The sequence below is a fragment of the Bordetella sp. 15P40C-2 genome (assembly GCF_009763235.1).
GTDB lineage: Bacteria > Pseudomonadota > Gammaproteobacteria > Burkholderiales > Burkholderiaceae_B > Bordetella_A.
In genome coordinates, this window is the sequence record NZ_WSJA01000025.1 from 252,713 (window position 1) to 271,800 (window position 19,088).

The window sequence follows — 19,088 nt, forward strand, 5'->3', positions numbered from 1 at the left end:
CGGGGCCACGCCTATGACATAAAGGCAGGGCCGGTATCTATTTACACCTAAACGTTTCGACCGTGACGATCGCCTCAGCCCCCGGCAGCCGCGACATCGGCCTGCGAGGTAAAGGCATCCGCGTAGAACTCTTCAGCGGGCAGTCCGCACTGTGCCGAGAACTCGCGACGCGCGGCTTCGACCATGGGCGGCGCACCGCAGGCATACACTTGGTAGCCGGACAAATCCGGCAGGTCCTGCATCACGGCCTCGTGCACAAACCCGGTACGACCCGTCCAGCCATCCTCGGGCAGGCTATCCGACACCACCGGGATGAACTTGAAATCCGGCAAGGTCTGCGCCCACGACTGGGCCAGCTCGCTCATGTACAGATCCACGGGGCGGCGACCGCCCCAGTACAACGCGACCGGGCGTTGAATGTTGTGATGCGCCATATGCTCGACAATCGCCTTGACCGGCGCAAACCCGGTGCCGCTGGCCAGCAACACGATGGGCTTATTGGAATCCTCGCGCAGGAAGAACGATCCGAACGGACCTTCCAGGCGCAGGATCTCGCGCACCTTCATCTGCGTGGCGCCCGCCCCGAATACATGATCGGTGAACACCCCACCCGGCATATGACGGATATGCAGCTCAATCGGGCTGCCGTTGTGCGGCGCATTCGCCATCGAATAACTACGACGCTTGCCGTCTTTCAGAATGATTTCGACGTACTGGCCCGCGTAATAGCGGAACGGCTCGGCCGCGGGCAGCTGCAGACGCAACACGGTCACGTCGGGTGCGGCCAGGGACATTTCCTGCACGCGCGCGGGCAGCTTGCGGATCTGGATATCGCTCGCCAGACGGACCTCGGTCGACTCCACCACCAGATCCGATTGGGCTTTGGCCTGGCAGAACAGGGTATAGCCCTGGGCCAACTCTTCCGGCGAGAGAATCTGCGCGGGGTATTCACCCGCGTCCACCTCGCCTGACACCACCTTGCCTTTGCAGCTGGAACACGCGCCATTGCGGCAGCTGTACGGCAGCACGATGCCAGCGGCCAGGGCGGCGTCCAGCACGGTTTGACCGGCTTCGACGGTGAATTGATGCTGGCTGGGTTGAACAGTGACCTGGAAGCTCATGGATACGAATCTGGTGAAAAAATGCGCGGCGCCGGGCGATGGTTGGCAAAACGCTACAACCGCTACCCGACGGTCAATTTGCTATTCTATAATTTTTGCCGCACCGGGACGGCCCGGGGCGGCTGCCGGCACCTCGCCGGTTGCGTCACTTTCGGGGACGGCCCCAGTTGCCGGCACAGCGCCGGCGGTTTTATAGGGGCATGTCGTGGCCTGGATTATTCTTTTATTGGCGGGGCTGTTTGAGGTTGTTTGGGCGGTCAGTCTCAAATATACCGAGGGGTTTACCCGCCTGGTTCCTTCTGCAATCACCCTGATCGGCATGGTCGTCAGCGTCTGGCTGCTGTCTGTCGCCATGAAGTCGCTGCCGCTAGGTACGGCCTATGCGGTATGGGTGGGCATCGGCGCGCTGGGTGCGTTCATCTGCGGCATTGTGTTGTTCCAGGAAGCCTTATCCCCGATGCGCGTGATCAGCGTCTTATTGATCGCGGCAGGATTGATCGGGTTGAAGCTGGCGAGTTAATTGCCGTTTTCGCGCGCGGTCCTTCGCGCGCGAACAAAAATAATGTGGGCGACTATCCCGATGGATAGCCGCCCACATTTTCATTGAGCGGGCGCTACAGCCCGCCCTACCCGCTACAGCCTCAGAACACCGGCGACAGCACCGGCTGTTTCGGACGCACATCCAGCGCACGGCCTTTGCGGGCGCGCTTACCCACATAGGGCGCCAGCGCTTGCCCGGCGAGGATATCTTCGGTGTGTTTATTGCGATAAATCCCAGCCGCACGCACCCCTGCCGCGCCAATTGGCACGACTTGATCGACTTTGTCCGCGCCATCCAAGCCCATCAGAATGGTGCCACGTCCACCGCCAGACAGCGATTTGACCTCGTCCAGACCGAAGACCAGGAATTTGCCCTTGGCCGACAACAACGCAAGCTGAGTCGCCCCCTCGAACAAGGGCACGGGGCGCAGCAGCGCGTCCCCGTCTTCCACGGTGATGAACTGTTTGCCCGCGCGTTGACGGGAAGTCATATCGCTGAGCTTGGTCGCGAAACCAAAGCCGCTTTGCGTCGCGATCAACCAGCGGCTGTCCGGCGCGGCGGCGATGCTATGAACGATGCGCGTGCCGGACGCCAGATCGATCATCGTCGTGACCGGTTGCCCGTCGCCGCGCGCCGATGGCAGGCTCGAGACGGCAACCGTGTACACCCGCCCGTTGTCACCAATCGCGATCAGCGTATCGGTCGTACGGCACTCGAATGCGCCGTACAGATCATCGCCCTGTTTGAACGTGAACTGCGACGCATCGTGCCCGTGGCCCTGACGCGCGCGCAGCCAGCCTTTCTGCGACACGATGACGGTCACCGGCTCATCCAGCACCTTGGTTTCCAGCACCGCGCGTTCGGCCGTCTCGATCAAGGTACGGCGATCGTCGCCATACTGTTTGGCGTCTGCTTCAATCTCCTTGATCAACAGACGGCGCAGCGAGCTGGGGTTGTCCAAGAGCTCTTGCAAGCGCGTCTGCTCGTCGCGTTTGTCGGTCAGTTCCTGCTCGATCTTGAAGCCTTCCAAGCGCGCGAGCTGACGCAGGCGCATTTCCAGAATGTCCTCGGCCTGGCGCTCGGACAGCGAGAAACGCTGCATCAACGCGGCGCGCGGCTCGTCCGATTCGCGGATGGTCTGGATGACCTCGTCCACGTTCAGATAGACGAGCATCCGGCCTTCGAGCACATGGATACGGTCGGTGACCTTGTCCAGCCGATGGCGCGTGCGGCGCACCACGGTATCGGTGCGGAAAGCCACCCATTCGGTCAGGATCTGGCGCAGGCCTTTCTGACGCGGACGACCATCGGTGCCTATGCACACCAGGTTGATCGGCACGCTGGTTTCCATGCTGGTTTGCACGAGCAACGTATTGACGAATTCGTCACGATCCACGCGCGAGGTCTTGGGTTCAAAGACCAGACGCACCGCGGCATCCTTGCCCGACTCATCGCGCACCGCATCCAACAGGTTCAGCATCACGGCCTTGGCCTGTTGCTGCTCGGCGGTCAGGGCCTTCTTGCCTGCCTTGACCTTGGGGTTGGTGATTTCCTCGATTTCTTCCAGGACCTTTTGGCCCGAGGTGCCCGGCGGCAATTCGGTAACCACCAGCTGCCACTGCCCACGCGCCATTTCCTCGAACTGCCAGCGAGCGCGCGCCTTTAGCGAGCCGCGGCCGTTCTGGTAGATCTGCGCGATGTCCGCCTCGGGCGTGATCACCTGGCCGCCCCCGGCGAAATCGGGCCCAGGGATCAGGGCGTGCAATTCGGCGTCGGGCAGATTCGGGTGTTTGATCAACGCAACGCAGGCCTTGGCGACCTCGCGCAGATTATGAGACGGAATCTCGGTCGCCATGCCCACGGCAATACCCGACGCACCGTTGAGCAGCATCACCGGCAAACGCGCCGGCAGCATCTGCGGCTCTTGCTGACTGCCATCGTAGTTGGGCGCGAAATCGACCGTGCCTTCGTCCAGTTCGTCGAGCAGCAGGCGCGAGAACGGCGTCAGGCGCGCTTCGGTATAACGCATCGCCGCGGCGTTATCGCCGTCGCGCGAGCCGAAATTCCCGTGGCCGTCGATCAAGGGATAACGCAGCGAGAAATCCTGCGCCATACGCACCATCGCGTCATACGCGGCCTGATCGCCGTGCGGGTGATATTTACCCAGCACATCGCCGACCACACGCGCGGACTTCACGGGCTTTGCACCGGGGCCCAGGCCCATGTCCTGCATCGCGTACAGAATGCGACGCTGCACGGGCTTTTGACCATCTCCCAGATCGGGCAGCGCGCGCCCACGCACCACGGAAACGGCGTAATCCAAATAGGCCTGTTCGGCATAGCGGCCTAGCGTGATGGCCTCGTCGGCCTCGCCGGCGGGCTCGTCAAACAAGCCGGGTTGATTGCTGTCAGTCATGTGTATTCGAAATTGCTTTTACGGTGGGGCGACGGGCAGCCGTATCGGCCGCCCGGCTGACGGTCAGGCCGCGATCAGATATCGAGCTCCGCCAGATTGCCCTTGTCCTCGATCCACGAACGCCGCTGCGAAGATTCGCCCTTGCCCATCAGCATGTCGAACATGCGCGTGGTGTCCTCGGGCGTGAGCGTGCCGTAGCCTACGGGCAGCAAGCGGCGCGTATCGGGATTCATCGTGGTTTCCCAAAGCTGCTCGGGGTTCATTTCACCCAGACCCTTGAACCGGCTGATGCTCCATGAGCCTTCGCGCACACCTTCCTTGCGCAGCTTGTCCTGCGCGGCCTCCAGCTCGCCTTGATCCAGGCAATAGATCTTGCGCGCCGGGCGTTTGCCTTGCGCGGGAACATCCAGCCGGAAAAGCGGCGGACGCGCGATGTAGACATGCCCAGTTTCGATCAGGCGAGGGAAATGACGGTAGAACAGGGTGAGCAATAGAACCTGAATGTGCGAGCCATCCACGTCCGCGTCCGACAAGATGCAGATGCGGCCGTAACGCAGGCCAGACAAGTCGGGCGAATCGTTCGGGCCATGCGGGTCCACGCCTATCGCCACCGCGATGTCGTGAATCTCGTTATTTGCGAACAGGCGATCACGGTCGACTTCCCAGGAATTGAGCACCTTGCCGCGCAGCGGCAGGATGGCCTGGAATTCCTTGTCGCGGCCCATTTTGGCCGAACCGCCGGCCGAGTCGCCCTCGACCAAGAACACTTCGGTGCGCGACGAATCAGACGATTCGCAATCGGTCAGCTTGCCGGGCAACACTGCCACGCCGGAGCTCTTGCGCTTTTCGACTTTCTGCGCGGAACGTGCGCGGGCCTGAGCCTGCCGGATGGCAAGTTCGGCGAGTTTTTTGCCGTATTCGACGTTGCTGTGTAGCCAAAGATCGAGCGCGCTCTTGGCAAAGCCTCCCACCAGACGCACCGCATCGCGGCTGTTCAACCGCTCTTTGATCTGGCCCTGGAACTGCGGATCGAGCACCTTGGCCGACAGCACAAAGCTTGCGCGGGAAAACACATCCTCGGGCAATAGTTTCACACCCTTGGGCAACAGACTATGCAGCTCGGCAAAACCCTTTACAGCGGAGAACAGCCCCTCGCGCAAACCCGATTCGTGCGTGCCGCCCGCAGGCGTCGGAATCAAATTGACGTACGACTCGCGCACGGCATTGCCGTCCTCAGTCCAGGCAACCACCCACTGGGCGCCCTCGCCTTCGGCGAAGTTCTCATGGTCGGCGCCCGCGTATTGCTGGCCTTCAAAAAATGGCACCATGAGTTCGGCACCGGCCAATGCCTCGGCCAGATAGCCGCGCAGACCGTCGACGTATTGCCAGGTCTTGGTATCGCCCGTTTTTTCGTTGGCGAGCGTGACTTTCACACCCGGCAGCAGCACGGCTTTGCTGCGCAACAGGTGCTGCAGCTCGTTCAACGGAATTTGCGGGCTGTCGAAATACTTGCCATCGGGCCAGACGCGAACGCGGGTGCCCGACTTTTTGCGCCCGCCCTCGGCAAAAGGCGCGAGCGGCTCGGCCACCTCGCCGTCCTTGAAAACCAGACGGTTAGTCTGCCCGTCGCGCCAGACAGTGACCTCCAGCCGCGTGGCCAGCGCATTGGTGACCGACACGCCCACGCCGTGCAGACCGCCAGAGAACGCATACGCCCCACCGGCGGCCTTGTCGAATTTGCCGCCCGCGTGCAGGCGGGTAAAGACCAGTTCGACGACCGGCGCATTTTCTTCGGGATGCAGACCCACGGGAATCCCGCGGCCATCGTCCTCGACTGTGACGCTGCCGTCGATATGCAGGGTGACCTGGATCTGCTTGCCGTAGCCGGCCAGCGCCTCATCAGCGGCGTTATCGATGACCTCCTGCACAACGTGCAGGGGATTTTCGGTGCGGGTGTACATGCCCGGGCGCTGACGCACCGGCTCCAGCCCCTTCAAAACTCGGATGGAGGCTTCGGTGTAACGTGGTGTAGCCAAGTTATCCCCAAGATCTGTGGAAAAAAACCGACATTTTACGGATTAGTCTAGATTTTGCGCGGCCTTAGGTAGGTTGCGCAGGTCCTGACCAGTCTCAAATTCGGTAGGATAGGTTCTTTGCAAATGCGCGCCCGCGGCAAAAACATAAAACTCCGCGTCCGGCGTCGACGTTTGCAGCGCATCATCCTACACAAAACTTGCAAACCCTGTTGATTTCAACAGTGGTATGCTTATCAAATCACAAGTTTTTTTACCCAGAACAATATGGCAGGGGCGCCTGGCGCCCGAGATGCCGCCCAACCGAGAATTACCATGAGCGAGCAAATCAAGAACGTCAGCGACGCCAGCTTCGAAGCCGATGTGATCCAATCCAACGTGCCGGTGCTGGTCGACTACTGGGCCGCCTGGTGTGGTCCCTGCAAGATGATCGCCCCGCTGCTCGAAGAAGTCGCCAGCGAATACGCTGGCCGCCTCGTGGTCGCCAAGCTCAACGTGGACGAAAACGCGGACACCGCCGCCAAATATGGCATCCGTGGTATCCCGACGCTGATGCTGTTCAAGAACGGCCAGGCAGCCGCCACCAAGGTCGGCGCACTGTCGAAATCGCAATTGACCGCATTCTTGGACGGCGCGTTGTAATACACTACGGGCTATGTACCTGCGCCGGCTTGGCTGGCGTCTGGCTTAGACTACCGCGCAGGCCCGTCCGTGGCCTGCCGCCAAGACCCTTCTCTACTATCCCCTTTTCAACGCGATGCACCTCAATGAACTGAAGGCGCTGCACGTTTCGCAGTTGCTGGAAATGGCCGCCGGCCTGGAAATCGAAAACGCCAACCGCTTTCGCAAGCAGGAGCTGATGTTCGCCATCATGAAGCGGCGAGCCAAGCAAGGCGAGCAGATTTTTGGCGACGGCGTGCTCGAAGTGCTGCCGGACGGCTTCGGCTTTCTGCGTTCGCCAGAAACCTCGTACCTGGCCAGCACGGACGACATCTACATCTCGCCCTCGCAGATCCGCCGCTTCAACCTGCACACGGGTGACTCCATCGAAGGCGAAGTCCGCACGCCCAAAGACGGCGAGCGTTATTTCGCGCTGGTGAAAGTCGACAAGGTCAATGGCGCGCCCCCCGAAGCGATCAAGCATCGCATCATGTTCGAGAACCTGACGCCGCTGCACCCGAATCAGCCACTGCGCCTGGAACGCGACATCAAGAGCGAAGAAAACCTGACCGGTCGGATCATGGACATCTTTGCCCCGATCGGCAAAGGCCAGCGTGGCCTGATCGTGGCAAGCCCCAAATCCGGTAAGACCGTGATGATGCAGCACATCGCGCACGCCATCACGACGAACTACCCGGACGCGGTCATGATCGTCCTGCTGGTCGACGAACGCCCCGAGGAAGTCACGGAAATGCAGCGCACCGTGCGCGGCGAAGTCGTCGCTTCCACGTTCGATGAACCCGCCACCCGCCACGTGCAGGTCGCCGAAATGGTCATCGAAAAAGCAAAGCGTCTGGTGGAAATGAAAAAAGACGTGGTGATCCTGCTGGATTCCATCACCCGTCTGGCCCGCGCCTATAACACGGTTGTGCCGGCATCCGGCAAGGTTCTCACCGGCGGGGTGGACGCCAACGCGCTGCAACGGCCCAAGCGTTTCTTCGGCGCGGCGCGTAACCTGGAGGAAGGCGGCTCGCTGACCATCCTGGGTACGGCGCTGATCGAAACCGGCAGCCGCATGGACGAAGTGATCTACGAGGAATTCAAGGGCACGGGTAACTCCGAAGTCCACCTCGAGCGTCGTCTTGCCGAAAAACGCGTCTATCCGGCGATCAACCTGAACAAATCGGGTACCCGCCGCGAAGAGCTGCTCATCCAGCCCGATCTGCTGCAAAAAGTCTGGGTACTGCGCAAATTCATCCACGACATGGACGAAGTTCAGTCGATGGAATTCATCTTGGACAAGATGCGCGCGACCAAGACCAACGCGGAATTCTTCGACATGATGAAGAAGAAGTAAAACGACTTGATGGGGCCACGCAGTGGCTCCGATCTGGTCCGAGACGGGCGCCCCATACAGGTGGCGCCCGTTTTTTTTATGGCCGATTAGTGCTCGATATGTTCCTCGACCGCCTGCTGCTGGGTCTTGGAGGGTTTATCCTGGCCGCCTATCGGTTCGATCTTCGGATCGTCCCACGTGCCGGTGACGGCATACTCCAACGTCATGGCCCGCGCGAGAGGGCGTTTCAAGAGCCACTGCGTCAGGAAGGCGCCCAGACCGACCAGCGGATTGACCGCCAACCCCGCCACGACGGCCGCGCCGCTCGCGTCCAGATTGGGGATGACCACGGCCTTAAGGTTCCACACTTCGTCCACGAGGTCGGTGTCGCCAGCCAGTGCGATCGTTGCCACCGGGCCGTTGAGCTTGAACCCTTCGCTATGAGCCACGCCCTTGTTCAAGGCCAAATCACCCCGTATGGTGTCGAAGGGCAATCCATCGCGCAGAGCATCGGCCGGATTGGCATCGAAGGTCGCGAGGCGTTGTAGCGACTGCAGGGACAATAGCTCCAGGACGCGCATGCCGCGCGATTCGACCGTCAAGAAACGACCGTCATCCAGGCTGACCTGCAACTTCCCGTCGAGCTTGGACAGATCCCGGGTCCAGGGCAAATCGCGCCACGCGAGCGTGCCTTCGATGGTGCCCGAACCCTCGCGCACATGCTTGGGATAGCCCAGGCGGGCCAGCAGTTCACCCAAATCCTGTATCTGTGCCTTGGTATCGACCTCCAGGCCTCGTTCCGCACCGCGCAAGCGCCACAGCCCGGTCGCATCGAGGCGGGCGGCGTCGTTGGCGATCTGCAGCTTGTCCAGTCGCCAAGTTTGGCCGCGCTCCAGATTCGTGCCCTGCACATCTAGCTTGCCGACATCTTTTCCATACAGGACGAACTGATCCGCCTGCAGATCAATCGCCGGGATGTGCGACAAGTCTTCGTCTGGCGAAGCGCCTTCGTGAACCGGCATGCTGGAGGCGACCGCGGCCTGCCTACCCAGAGACAAGTGCTTAAATCGCGCCACCACGCGTCCAGCGATCGCGCCTGAGGCCTCCTGCCACGAGACCGAGCCCTTGACTTGCTTCGCATCGATGTCCAACTGCCAATTTGCGGGCCTGGGGCGTTGCGCCGTCAGCGTGACATCATCGACATCCCAGCCAGAGACGCGCAGCTTATCGACACGCAGCCGGATCTGCTCCAGCGCGGGCAGTAACGTGTCGGCAGATACGGTCGAGGAAGATTTTCCCGGCGACTCCACGGACGCGGCGACCTCCTTCCATGCGTCCAGATTCAATTCAGGCAGTTGAATATCCATCGCCAAACCCGGCGTATCCGGCAAAGCGATCTTCTGGTTCACCCCCAACGCGACACGCCCGAAATATCGATCCTTGGAATCGCGGTCATGCTCGAGCTGCAGCGACAAGTCAGACCCTAGCGTGACCGACAGCAGATCCTGCCCACCCTTGTTGCCTGTTTCCCCCCAATGCGCTTTCAGTGGCAGTTTGGCGGCCCGATCCTTGCCCAAAGGCGCCGGAAAATCGATACCTAGCCCCGCCAGATCGGAGCTCAACGAAATATCCAACGCCCCACCCGGCCCGGCACCGATCCGGCTGGTATAGGCAGTTTGGCCGGACAAACGGTCCAGCAACGGAACGCCGGCCCAGGCTCTGACCGCCGCGGCAGTCACCGTGCCCTCGACATGCAAGCGATCCTCGGGGCGCTCGAGCTTGCCGCTCACGCGCGCTGGACCGCCCAGGAACTGGGCTTGCACATTGGGCACGCGTACCCCTTCTTCCGAAAATGCCAGCTCGCCGCGTACGCCGTGCAGCATCGGCATCTCTGGCACGAATCGAAAGTTGTTGTCCTTAAAAACCACGGCACCGTTGACCTTGGTGTCCTCCGCATGCAGCAGGGGCACTTCGAGCTTTAACGGAACGGTCCATTCGCCCGATCCTTCGGCCTCATCGAGCAAGCCGCCGATCAACTCGCCGAGTTCATAATTCTTGGCCAGCGCGAGATAGGCCGGCACGGATCCCATGATGCGGCCATCCAACAACAAGGTCGCGCCATGCTCCATATTGGGAATGGAGGCCTTGACCGCACCCAGCTTCAACGTTTGGCCCTTGCCCGTGTGGGCGATACCCCCGCCCGGGGTATCGAGCGCCAAACTGACTTTGTCGACGACAAAATTGCCATTCATCTTTTCCAGACGCGGCCAGCCCTTGCCAAACTCGCCTGGCGGCGCATAGTCGACGATCGCGTCGTGGTAGGCGCCCGCGATCCGGAACTCGCCTTCATCGCCCTCGTCCTCAAACGGAAAATCGTCCAGATCGCCACGCACGGTCACCGCCGCGTCACGCGCCTGGCCCGCGGGCAAGCCACGGGCGAGCCATTCGCGCGCCTCGACGTTCACGGTCACAGGCAGGTATTTGTAAATGGCCGGCATACTGCCACGGACCAGCGTGCCTGAGATATCGGCACTGCCCGCAGCGGTCTTGCCCTGCGAACTCCAGCGTCCCTGCAAGCGAGCTTCCAAGTCCGCGTTGGCGAGATTAAGCGCGCGCACATCGACCTGGAGAGGCTGATGCGCGAAATGCTGTACGCGACCGTCCAGCTTCGCGGCATCGACTTGTAGTTGCGCGGGCTCGAACATGCCCGGCAGCGTGGTGGCCAGTCCGTTCAGCTCGGCTCGGACTTCGATGCCGCCGGGGTCCTCTTTACGCGAACTCGACTTGGGCGGATCGATCGATTGCATCATGCTCGCGGGCGGGCCCTGAACGTGCAGGGAGCCGGATGTCACGCTAACGGCTGGCAGCTTCTCCAGTGGCGCTGGGCGGGCAGGGTCGCGCGGCTCGGCCTGCCAGCGCAATTCGCGCACGAGCGCGTCGGCGGACAAGTCGGTGAGCTCTCCCTTTTCCCATGTGAGCCACGCGCGCGCCGCCATACGCCCGGCCACGGCCGGCGCCGGCACCCAAGGCCGCCATGCCTGAGGCTCGGCGTCGTCCAGTTGGGCATAAAGTTCGCCGGTCCAGCTCGATCGGCTGACGTTGAGCAACTGCCGCTGAAACTCACCGCGAATATTGATCGCTTGCGCCAACGCTTGCGGCGGGCGCGCCGACACCGCTACACGATGGCTGAGCAGACCATTGGACAATCGCATGGTCACGTCGTTGAAGGTCACGACCGGTGCATGACGCAACTCGTCTTGCCAATGCACCGTACCGCCCGCCACGGCCAAGTCCCGCTGCTTACCTAGCCATTTCCATACCGCCGCCGAACCGGGGTCGTCGTTGGTTTCCGACTGTCCCAACTTGAATGAACGCCCCGCTACCCAAACTCGGTCATCCTCATCCCGACGCAGCGTAATATCCGCGCCATCCACCCGCAGGCTCAGAAATCGCGGCGATAGCGCCAGGATACTGCGCCAACCCAACACCGCGGAGACGGTGGGCAGCTTCAATACCGGCAGATCCTCGGCGTTGTACACCAGCACGGAGTCCAACCTGACTGCCGGATTCAGTCCCCGCCAATTCGCCTCGATTTGGCCGATTTGCACGCGCTGGCCCAGAGCCTGACTGATGTAGCCCTCGATACGAGGACGCCATTGGTCTATATTGGGCAATACCCAATATCGCAAGCCCAGCAGAATTCCTGCCGCCAGGACATACACGGTGAACGCGGCCCAGAATAAACCGCGTAGGACTTTGGTAAATGACAGCACAGGGATGTGGGCAGAAAACGTGTCTTAAGGTATCGTCCCCTTATACCTGAAACGCGTTGTTCCGTCTGCCACCACACTAATGTCCGCCTCTGTTCTTGCTCCCGCCCTCGCCTGGTCCGGCTATCTTCGTCGTCGCGTGGATTCGCATCCCGACTTGGCGGCGTGGCTGGAAATCGCGGCCCGGCATGCCGTCACCCCCAATGCGCTGGCTTGTTGGCAAGCCGAACTGGTCGGCGCCGACGCACCGGCTATCCTGCCGGTTCCGCAATGCCGGGAGGTGCTGCGCCGACTGCGGGAACGTGTCTTTACGACATTGATGGTGCGGGATTTGGCGGGCTTGGCCTCGCTGGAAGAGGTCGTGGGGGCCATGACGGCACTGGCGGACCTGGCGGTGGGCGCCGCCTACCGCAGCGTCGCCGGCGAGCTCGTGCAAACGCACGGCGTCCCGCGCGATCCGGCCACGGGCGCCCCCCAAGAGATGCTAATCCTGGGGATGGGAAAACTGGGCGGCTGCGAACTGAACGTGTCGTCCGATATCGATCTCATCATGCTCTATGGCGAGGAAGGCGAGACCGATGGGCCACGCCGCATCAGCCATCACGAGTTCTATGGCCGCCTGACCCGCCGGATGATGCCGGTGCTGTCCGAGGCCGACGAACATGGGCAAGTCTTCCGCACCGATTTGCGCTTGCGGCCCGATGGGGATGCGGGTCCGCCAGCATGGAGCCTGGACGCCCTGGAACATTATCTGGTGGCTCAGGGCCGCGAATGGGAGCGCTACGCGTGGCTCAAGGCGCGCTTGATGCCGGCCCAGGCCTTTCCCGATAGCGACAACACGGCGCAAGCACAGCAGCTCGAGAGCCTGCGCGTCCCTTTTGTGTATCGCAAATATTTTGATTTCGACGCGCTGGCCTCGCTGCGCGCGCTGCGCGAGCGCATTCGGCAGGACTGGCAACGCCGCGCGCTGTCGCGCAATGGCGTCGATAGCGCGAACAACATCAAGCTCGGAGACGGCGGCATCCGCGAGATTGAATTCGTGGTGCAACTGTCGCAACTCGTGCGCGGCGGCCGTATGCCCGCGCTGCAACGACGCGGTCTGCTCGATGCGTTACATGCCGAATGCAACGCCGGACTCATCAGCGAAGAAGACGCACAACGGCTTGAGGCGGCCTATCGGTTTTTGCGCCGGGTGGAACATACGCTGCAATATCGCGAGGACGAGCAAACCCATCTGCTGCCGGGCGATACCGATGGGCGAGCTAGGCTTGCGGCTGCTCTCGGTTTGGACGCGGCGCAATTCGAGCGCACGCTGTCCGAGCATCGTGCCTTCGTGAGCGAGACCTTTCGCAATGCCTTCCGCCTGGCGGGCATGGGCGATGTGGACGACGCAAAGCCCGACGCGTCCAGCAGCGCGCGCGCCGACAGTTCGAAGGACGATGGTGACGAGCACGACGCCGAGAGCCGCCTGGCAGAACAGATCAAAGACGCGTTCTGTGAGCAAGCCGACGACCTGTTGCGGCGAGCGGAATCGCTGTTGAACAGTCATCGTATCCGCACCCTGCCCGACAGCAGCCGGCGTCGGCTGGACACCTTATTGCCGGCAGCGATTCGTGCCGCTGCGCAGACGAGCGCGCCCGAGCATGCCGCCGCCCGCTTGCTGGACCTGATCGAAACCATCGCCCAGCGCAGCGCCTATCTCGCCCTGCTGGCGGAATATCCCGACACACTGGCCCGCGTGGCGCGTATGGTCGCAGCCAGCCCTTGGGCTGCGCAATATCTGAATCAGCACCCGTTGCTGCTGGACAGCCTGATCGACTGGCGCACGCTATTCGAACCGCTGGACTTCGCGCAGATCGCGCGTCAGCTCACGGCGGATCTGGATGCTTGCGTACTGCCCGACGGCAGCCCCGATATTGAACGGCAAATGAACCTGATGCGCGATGTGCAGCGTCAGGCTAGCTTTCAACTATTGGCCCAGGATCTGGAAGGCGAACTGACGGTCGAGGCGCTAGGCGATCAGTTATCGGCGTTGGCGGATATGCTGCTTGCGGAAACCATCCGCCGCGTCTGGCCTCTGGTCAATAAACTCGCCGATGCGCAACCGCAGTTCGCCGTGATCGCGTATGGCAAGCTGGGGGGCAAGGAGCTGGGCTACGCGTCTGATCTGGATCTGGTGTTCCTGTTTGACGACCCCCGGGAGGATGCCGCAGAGGTTTATGCCAAGCTCGGTCGTCGCATGACCTCCTGGCTATCCACCATGACCTCGTCTGGACGCCTGTACGAAGTCGACCTGCGTTTGCGACCCGACGGCGATGCCGGGCTGCTAGCGGTATCGGTCGAGGCATTCGAGCAATATCAGTCGCAACACGCATGGGCATGGGAACATCAAGCGATCACCCGTGCGCGCTATGCCGCAGGCGACACTACGGTCGGCGCCAGATTCGAACGCATCCGCGCCGAGGTCCTTATCCAGTCGCGCGATGTCGAGGCACTGCGTGGCGAAGTGCTCGCCATGCGCGACAAGATCAGCGCGGGGCATCCCAATCACAGCGGCGACTTCGACCTGAAACACGATCGTGGCGGCATGGTCGATGTGGAATTCGTCACGCAATATCTGGTGCTGTGCTATTCGGCGACGCATCGTGTGCTGGTGAATAACTTGGGCAACATCGCATTGCTGCGCCTGGCAGGCGAGGCGGGGCTCATTCCGGCTGAGCTGGCGCAGCAAGCCGGCGATGCCTATCGAACCTTGCGGCGTACCCAGCATGCCCTGCGCCTGCAAGGCGTCGAGAAGGCGCGGGTGCCGCAAGACCGCCTGGTGGAGGAACGCGCCGCCGTGACCGCGTTATGGGACACCGTGTTCGGTTAGTCGAGTACCGTGCGGGCTCGTCTGGCCTTGTGTGTGATTGATGACGCCCGCAGGTATCGCTAAATAGTCGTAAAATAAGGCCTTTTACCGCTACGATCCCACCCAAGCCATGTCCGAAATTGTGCGCCCCAAACTCGAACTGCCCGACGGCCGTCGCAAAGTGCTGATGCACTCCTGCTGCGCGCCCTGTTCTGGCGAAGTCATGGAGGCCATGCATGCGTCGGGTATCGAGTATTCGATTTTCTTCTACAACCCGAATATTCATCCGGTCAAGGAATACGAAATCCGCAAACAGGAGAACATCCGGTTTGCCGAGAAACACGGCATCGAGTTCATCGATGCGGATTACGACATGGACAACTGGTTCGACCGGGTCAAGGGCTTGGAGAACGAGCCCGAACGTGGCGAGCGTTGCACCGTATGTTTCGACATGCGCTTTGAGCGCACCGCGTTGTATGCACATGAGCATGGATTTGACACGATCACCAGCTCGCTGGGCATCTCGCGTTGGAAGGACATGAACCAGATCAATGGCTGCGGCGAACGTGCCGCGTCGCGCTATGACGATCTGGTTTACTGGACGTATAACTGGCGCAAGGGTGGCGGCTCGCAGCGGATGATCGAAATCTCGAAGCGGGAAAATTTTTACCAGCAGGAATACTGCGGCTGCGTGTATTCGCTGCGCGATACCAACCGGCACCGCCGCGCGCAGGGCCGCGACCGTATTCATATTGGCGTAAAGTTTTACGGCAAATCCGAACAGGTCGATCTGACCACGCTGAAGGATTAAACCGGCATCCGGGCCTTGCTGCCTGGTTCTAGAAGGATGACGCGCTAACTGGTAGCGCGATCATCCTTGCATGCTCTTTTGGCAGCACCGCTATTCGTTCACTCACCGGAAGCGTCACCGTTCGAGCATTCCTTCATCGCGAGCGGACGGGATGCCGGCATCTCGCTGGGTGCTTGGCTGCGACGCGTATCGCGACAATTCTGCAACTGCGCGTTGACGAACGCTGACGCCATCGCGTCAGCCGCCCCTGCGACCTGTGCAGGTTATCGTGGCGCAGCAGCGAAGATGGACGTGCCGCGGTACTAAATGCGGCCTCTAAGGGATCAAGCATCATAGTAGCCTCAATAAAGCTCGCTGATATGCGGATCCCTATTATCTGAATTCCCGCCTTTGTCGAACACGTGGATCAGTCTGAAAACACGAGACAAATGCGAAGGCTCAGCAACCGTTCGTAGCCGGCCTACGTGCTTTACACACGGGGGAACGGCGTGCGCGCAAATCGGATGGGCGTGAGGCCGCCATGATGAGGAGATTCCTGCGCCGTGCGCCGTATCCGCACGGGATAGACCTGCTCGTGGGCGGGCCCTGTACCATCCAAGAGCAAGCGCATCTCGGATCCCACTGGCTGTTGGAGCACCAGGCTTCGTGCGCTTTCGCCGCGTTGATTGCGGATCTCGGGGTCGGCAGTCAACGCGAGCAACATATTGCAGCAGGCGAGATGCCCGTTCTTGACGGACAAGAGCAATGGAGTGTTGCCTTCGCGGTCACGTGCGTTGACGATGCGTTGCCACACACTCTGGTCCACGCTTGTTTCGTCGCCCCTGCAACCATAGACCTTGGCCAGCGCCCGAAGCTGCATGTCGCCATTATGGTGCGAGTCTCTTTTGCGCTCCGAAACATACGTATGCAGCCTCAGAAACAGCTGCAGCGCCATCTCATGGTTCCCTTGTTCCGCCGCCAGCATCAGCGGTGTTTGACCCGACTCCAACGTTTTCAGATTCCATACCGTGAGCGGCAGCTTGTCGATCAATACGGTCAATGCGGCAGTCTTGTTGCGAGCGACCGCATAATGCAACGAAGAAAAAGGCGATTCCGCGATCGCCTCCACGATGGCGCTGGTGTTTGTGTCATCACAAAGCAGCTCTTTGATGCCCTCGGCATTATCGTGACTGACATGCTGAGCCAGGGAACGAATGAGCTCCTGCTGCTGCAAGACTTCCCTACCCGTCCTGACTGAGGCTCTGAAGGAAACGGGAGGCACAGGATCATGGTGGATCATCGGCGGTTTCTCGCTATTGACTGAACATTCATGGGGTTTGAACATAGAACCCTGTGTGCGGGCGAGCGATCATTCGCCATAAGCTCCGCACCCGCTCAGAATAGCAATCGAAGCGCGACCCAATCTCAATTAGAAAAAAATCGGACGAGGCTTATTTTGCGTGTCTATGTTGCACAAGCGGGTTGCATAAGAATGCAAAACGGTAGCAAGCGCCTCTGTTGGTATCTGTCTATGTCGCTATTTTGTTGCTAACTACAGTGCGATTTTCTATTAGCAGATATTGTTTTTCTGAAAGCCGTACTGTTGCCATTGGCTACCGAACCTGTTCCGACAGGGCTCATCCTTATTCACCATCTGTAGCATGTACGCCTCTTTTCCGCTTAATTGAAAGGAACCAATAAGCGGCATCCGTCACTCATCGGATTGGGCCATTGAGTGACGGATCCAGCGCCCTAACGACGTGACGTGGACTAACGTTCAGCAATAGCAATTAAGCCCTATCAAGAAACAAACTGCTGATAGCCTGGGATAGAGAGACGGTAGAGTAATCCTCGATAAGACGAAATAACGGGACGTCAGCGCTCAAACCCTGTATCAATGCAAGCACCGTTCTTCCTTCGTCGTTTGCGATGTTGGTCTTGGCACCGGCAACTATCAGCTTGGCGCAGAATTCCCAATTTTCTCGCTCGAACGCCAAATGCAGCGCCGCATTGCCCTTCAGGTCTGTGGCGTTGATTATGGCGGCAATTGCCTCTTTCCGCGTCCCGGTCCACTTGTCTTCCCAGGTAAACGTCGTTACCAAATCGGGAGAACGGTTGGTGGGCCAGTACCGGTTGTACCTAATTTGCGCAATCAGGTCATCAAGCAGGCTCCCATCACTGTATGGGTGCTCACCCTTGCCCTTGTCGGAGGTCAGCATCAAAGGAGTACGCCCAGATTCCTCCGTGCGCAAAAGCCAAACATCTAGCGGTAGCTTGTCCAACAGGACCACCAAGACATCACCGCGCGCGTGGTCGACGGCGTAATGCAACGATGAATACGGCGACTGATAGAGACCTTCGACAAACAACTTTAAATTACCATCGTTTGATAACAGGTCTCGGACGGCGTGAGCGTTATCGAGCTGCACATATTCATGCAATTCCTTGCTTAAACTCTCCACACGCGCGTCGTGCTCTATCCGCAGCTCTTGATCTTGAGCTTCAAGGTCTAATGGGACGTACGTGCCGTCCAAGCTCGGCATCACATTCTTAGCTTCTATCATTATGAACCCCCAGGGTGGTTGAATTGCAGTCACCCATCAAAGACCGAATGACTGCACCAAGGTGTGCGTAAATATTTGAACGTCGAACGTGGCCTGATCGCCGAACCGCAAAGTGCGCGACACAAATCGGACGCAGGGCAGACCACGCTGACCGTGATGTGCCTGCTGGAGTTGCTCCCGGCAGCTCTATAGCAACGAACACCCCGCCGAACGCGCTGGCCTCGTATTGAAGAATTCCACGTTCATGATGGTGCCGTCTGGCGCGCGATAGTCGTGGCCGGCTTTTCCGTATGCATACTCTGGGACGGAATCTGGATCCGTGGCAAAGCTACCTACTCCATCGCCATAATGGTTCGTGACGCTCAGGTCTGCCCCTTCCTTGCGCAATAGGCGGGCGCACTCGAAATGTTTATTTTGAATCGCTAACAGGATCGGCGTGTTGCCGTCATGATCCCGCGCGTTGATGATGCTGTTCCGGACAGCAAGGCTGGCTGGTTCGGACGCCTGCTCGCATCCGAAATCGGCTTTGGCGGTCTTTCCCGCTTGATACGTCAAATCCATCTGGAACGCGCGACACTTTGCCTGTTTGGAAAGCTCATCGATAAATGCCGCGTGCCCGTTCTCGACGGCGAGCATCAGCGGCGTTTTTTGTGTGTCAGCCGTCCGAAAATTCCAGACTCGAAACGGCAGGTAATCGAACATGACTTTCAGGCAGTCCGTCATGCCACGTGCAGCGGCGTCATGCAACGGCGAATACTCGGCCGCTTCCAGCTCGGCCGCGATGCGGGCCGCGTCTGCCGACGATCTGAGGAGCGTTTTCAGCGCAACGGGGTCATCCGACTGCACGGCGTTCGCGAATCGGCTTATCAGCGGCTCAGGGCAATCCGCAACTTGTGTCGGATCGACTGGGGATGGCGGCGGCATGCCACCTGCATTGTTATTGACCTGCATTTTCTCACTCGGTGGTTTGGCAACACCTCTATCCACTGAGACGATGCAGCGAACG

The 19,088-nt window shown here is 60.3% G+C and carries 12 protein-coding genes; 5 read left to right on the top strand and 7 right to left on the bottom strand.

The features are described from left to right. Positions 1-74 precede the first annotated feature (74 nt). Positions 75-1,121 carry a CDP-6-deoxy-delta-3,4-glucoseen reductase gene (locus tag GOQ25_RS11990; RefSeq protein ID WP_160350691.1) on the bottom strand — a complete coding sequence of 349 codons (1,047 nt, stop codon included), beginning with the start codon at positions 1,119-1,121 and terminating at the stop codon, positions 75-77. A 205-nt stretch (positions 1,122-1,326) separates the two neighbouring features. Here GOQ25_RS11990 and sugE point away from each other — a divergent pair, with 205 nt between their 5' ends. Continuing rightward, positions 1,327-1,641 (top strand): quaternary ammonium compound efflux SMR transporter SugE, encoded by a 315-nt coding sequence (sugE, locus tag GOQ25_RS11995; protein ID WP_160350692.1) that lies wholly within the window; start codon positions 1,327-1,329, stop codon positions 1,639-1,641. A gap of 121 nt (positions 1,642-1,762) precedes the next feature. Here sugE and parC read toward each other — a convergent pair whose 3' ends face one another. Further along, positions 1,763-4,078, bottom strand: coding sequence for a DNA topoisomerase IV subunit A (gene parC, locus GOQ25_RS12000; protein WP_160350693.1), 2,316 nt, complete (start codon positions 4,076-4,078; stop codon positions 1,763-1,765). A gap of 74 nt (positions 4,079-4,152) precedes the next feature. Then, positions 4,153-6,114: a DNA topoisomerase IV subunit B gene (locus tag GOQ25_RS12005; RefSeq protein ID WP_160350694.1), complete on the bottom strand. Its 1,962-nt coding sequence runs from the start codon at positions 6,112-6,114 to the stop codon at positions 4,153-4,155. 312 nt (positions 6,115-6,426) lie between these two features. Here GOQ25_RS12005 and trxA point away from each other — a divergent pair, with 312 nt between their 5' ends. Then, positions 6,427-6,753, top strand: a complete 327-nt coding sequence (gene trxA / locus GOQ25_RS12010; protein ID WP_160350695.1) for a thioredoxin TrxA — start codon at positions 6,427-6,429, stop codon at positions 6,751-6,753. A 115-nt stretch (positions 6,754-6,868) separates the two neighbouring features. Then, entirely contained in the window at positions 6,869-8,128 is a 1,260-nt protein-coding gene (rho, locus tag GOQ25_RS12015) for a transcription termination factor Rho (RefSeq protein WP_160350696.1), read from the top strand. A gap of 86 nt (positions 8,129-8,214) precedes the next feature. Here rho and GOQ25_RS12020 read toward each other — a convergent pair whose 3' ends face one another. Beyond that, entirely contained in the window at positions 8,215-11,880 is a 3,666-nt protein-coding gene (locus GOQ25_RS12020; RefSeq protein ID WP_370519943.1) for a YhdP family protein, read from the bottom strand. Positions 11,881-11,959: 79 nt separating this feature from the next. Here GOQ25_RS12020 and glnE point away from each other — a divergent pair, with 79 nt between their 5' ends. Both glnE and GOQ25_RS12030 read left to right on the top strand, forming a co-directional pair. Then, positions 11,960-14,749 (top strand): bifunctional [glutamate--ammonia ligase]-adenylyl-L-tyrosine phosphorylase/[glutamate--ammonia-ligase] adenylyltransferase, encoded by a 2,790-nt coding sequence (glnE, locus tag GOQ25_RS12025; RefSeq protein WP_160350697.1) that lies wholly within the window; start codon positions 11,960-11,962, stop codon positions 14,747-14,749. 109 nt (positions 14,750-14,858) lie between these two features. Next, positions 14,859-15,539, top strand: a complete 681-nt coding sequence (locus GOQ25_RS12030) for an epoxyqueuosine reductase QueH (RefSeq protein ID WP_160350698.1) — start codon at positions 14,859-14,861, stop codon at positions 15,537-15,539. Between the two features lie 469 nt (positions 15,540-16,008). On the opposite strand, the gene GOQ25_RS12035 is transcribed toward GOQ25_RS12030, so the two are convergent. From GOQ25_RS12035 to GOQ25_RS12045, 3 genes are all read right to left on the bottom strand, one after another. Further along, positions 16,009-16,752 (bottom strand): ankyrin repeat domain-containing protein, encoded by a 744-nt coding sequence (locus tag GOQ25_RS12035; RefSeq protein ID WP_160350699.1) that lies wholly within the window; start codon positions 16,750-16,752, stop codon positions 16,009-16,011. Positions 16,753-17,308: 556 nt separating this feature from the next. Continuing rightward, positions 17,309-18,082 (bottom strand): hypothetical protein, encoded by a 774-nt coding sequence (locus GOQ25_RS12040; RefSeq protein ID WP_160350700.1) that lies wholly within the window; start codon positions 18,080-18,082, stop codon positions 17,309-17,311. Positions 18,083-18,268: 186 nt separating this feature from the next. Further along, positions 18,269-19,033 (bottom strand): ankyrin repeat domain-containing protein, encoded by a 765-nt coding sequence (locus tag GOQ25_RS12045; protein WP_160350701.1) that lies wholly within the window; start codon positions 19,031-19,033, stop codon positions 18,269-18,271. Between the last annotated feature and the right edge of the window lie 55 nt (positions 19,034-19,088).

Excerpts from the sequence above, each read along its gene's own strand:
- GOQ25_RS11990 (WP_160350691.1), bottom strand. The coding sequence starts at position 1,121 with ATGAGCTTCCAGGTCACTGTTCAACCCAGCCAGCATCAATTCACCGTC.
- glnE (WP_160350697.1), top strand. The coding sequence starts at position 11,960 with ATGTCCGCCTCTGTTCTTGCTCCCGCCCTCGCCTGGTCCGGCTATCTT.
- parC (WP_160350693.1), bottom strand. The coding sequence starts at position 4,078 with ATGACTGACAGCAATCAACCCGGCTTGTTTGACGAGCCCGCCGGCGAG.
- GOQ25_RS12045 (WP_160350701.1), bottom strand. The coding sequence starts at position 19,033 with ATGCAGGTCAATAACAATGCAGGTGGCATGCCGCCGCCATCCCCAGTC.
- rho (WP_160350696.1), top strand. The coding sequence starts at position 6,869 with ATGCACCTCAATGAACTGAAGGCGCTGCACGTTTCGCAGTTGCTGGAA.
- trxA (WP_160350695.1), top strand. The coding sequence starts at position 6,427 with ATGAGCGAGCAAATCAAGAACGTCAGCGACGCCAGCTTCGAAGCCGAT.
- GOQ25_RS12030 (WP_160350698.1), top strand. The coding sequence starts at position 14,859 with ATGTCCGAAATTGTGCGCCCCAAACTCGAACTGCCCGACGGCCGTCGC.
- GOQ25_RS12040 (WP_160350700.1), bottom strand. The coding sequence starts at position 18,082 with ATGATAGAAGCTAAGAATGTGATGCCGAGCTTGGACGGCACGTACGTC.